This window comes from Kriegella aquimaris (assembly GCF_900103215.1).
In the GTDB taxonomy this organism is placed as follows: domain Bacteria; phylum Bacteroidota; class Bacteroidia; order Flavobacteriales; family Flavobacteriaceae; genus Kriegella; species Kriegella aquimaris.
Genome location: NZ_FNGV01000042.1, coordinates 1 through 1,621, shown reverse-complemented (window position 1 = coordinate 1,621; position 1,621 = coordinate 1). Strand labels below are relative to the sequence as shown.

1 tRNA gene and 1 rRNA gene are annotated in these 1,621 nt (G+C 53.3%); both read right to left on the bottom strand.

The features are described from left to right. Positions 1 to 90: 90 nt before the first annotated feature. A tRNA-Ile gene (locus BLS33_RS24570) sits at positions 91 to 164 on the bottom strand. A 122-nt stretch (positions 165 to 286) separates the two neighbouring features. Continuing rightward, a 16S ribosomal RNA gene (locus BLS33_RS24565) occupies positions 287 to 1,621 on the bottom strand; the annotation flags it as partial.

Genomic DNA, 1,621 nt, shown 5'->3' with positions numbered 1-1,621 from the left:
AAAAAAAACCCGCAACAAACCCAACTTCTAAAATTTCCTATTCAATATTTTACAATCAATGAACGTCCCCAAGCACTCGCTTGGACCTCGTAGTCCCGGGCAGACTCGAACTGCCGACCTCTACATTATCAGTGTAGCGCTCTAACCAGCTGAGCTACGGGACTGTCCCGGACGCAAACGCTGTGTGCGCCGTAACTTATATATTATATTTACAAAAACAGCTTTTATTTATTATCAAATCAAGGAAACGGGGCCGAAAACGGCCTTCCCGAAGGAGGCTCTCTAGAAAGGAGGTGTTCCAGCCGCACCTTCCGGTACGGCTACCTTGTTACGACTTAGCCCTAGTTACCGATCTTGCCCTAGGCCGCTCCTTGCGGCGACGGACTTCAGGCACTCCCGGCTTCCATGGCTTGACGGGCGGTGTGTACAAGGCCCGGGAACGTATTCACCGGATCATGGCTGATATCCGATTACTAGCGATTCCAGCTTCACGGGGTCGAGTTGCAGACCCCGATCCGAACTGTGACCGGTTTTGTGGATCCGCTCTGCGTTGCCGCATGGCTTCCCGCTGTACCGGCCATTGTAGCACGTGTGTGGCCCAGGACGTAAGGGCCGTGATGATTTGACGTCGTCCCCACCTTCCTCACGGTTTGCACCGGCAGTCCCGTTAGAGTCCCCGACATGACTCGCTGGCAACTAACGGTAGGGGTTGCGCTCGTTATAGGACTTAACCTGACACCTCACGGCACGAGCTGACGACAACCATGCAGCACCTTGCAAATTGCCCGAAGGAAAATCTATCTCTAGACCTGTCAAAATGCATTTAAGCCCTGGTAAGGTTCCTCGCGTATCATCGAATTAAACCACATGCTCCACCGCTTGTGCGGGCCCCCGTCAATTCCTTTGAGTTTCATTCTTGCGAACGTACTCCCCAGGTGGGATACTTATCACTTTCGCTTGGCCGCCCAGTACTCAAGGTACCGGACAGCTAGTATCCATCGTTTACGGCGTGGACTACCGGGGTATCTAATCCCGTTCGCTCCCCACGCTTTCGTCCATCAGCGTCAGTATATGGTTAGTCACCTGCCTTCGCAATCGGTGTTCTATGTGATCTCTATGCATTTCACCGCTACACCACATATTCCGGCAACTTCACCATAACTCAAGACCGCCAGTATCAAAGGCAGTGCTACGGTTGAGCCGCAGCATTTCACCCCTGACTTAACGGCCCGCCTACGGACCCTTTAAACCCAATAATTCCGGATAACGCTCGGACCCTCCGTATTACCGCGGCTGCTGGCACGGAGTTAGCCGGTCCTTATTCTTACGGTACCGTCAATCGCCCACACGTGGGCGGGTTTCTTCCCGTACAAAAGCAGTTTACAACCCATAGGGCCGTCTTCCTGCACGCGGCATGGCTGGATCAGGCTTTCGCCCATTGTCCAATATTCCTCACTGCTGCCTCCCGTAGGAGTCTGGTCCGTGTCTCAGTACCAGTGTGGGGGATCCCCCTCTCAGGGCCCCTACCCATCGCTGCCTTGGTAAGCCGTTACCTTACCAACTAACTAATGGGACGCATAGTCATCCCTTACCGTAACCTTTAATATGAAAACGATGCCGT